The organism is Fulvivirga sp. M361 (genome assembly GCF_007097395.1).
Taxonomy (GTDB): domain Bacteria; phylum Bacteroidota; class Bacteroidia; order Cytophagales; family Cyclobacteriaceae; genus Fulvivirga.
Window position 1 is genome coordinate 1 of sequence record NZ_VKDC01000130.1, and the last position, 252, is coordinate 252.

Sequence of the window (252 nt, forward strand, 5' to 3'; positions counted from 1 at the left end):
GTAAGGCTGAAGTAAAGCTTTCAGGGCCACTCCACGCGTAGGTTACTCCAGTTGTAGCTGAAGCTCCTTGCAACGTGACACTCTCCAGACTACAGGTCAGTACATCACTGACACCGGCGGTTGCGCCGGGTTCAGTTATGTTCTGCTCCACCGTCACCTGGGCTGTGGAGGTACAGCCGTTCGTCGGATGAGTTACCGTCAACTCGTAAATACCAGATGCGGTAACCGTTGGATTTTGTAAGGATGAACTAA

At 52.0% G+C, this 252-nt stretch carries 1 protein-coding gene; it reads right to left on the minus strand.

Annotated features, from left to right (window positions below):
- Positions 1–252: hypothetical protein (locus FNH22_RS32320; RefSeq protein ID WP_185154540.1), on the minus strand; the 252-nt coding region annotated here is incomplete at both ends.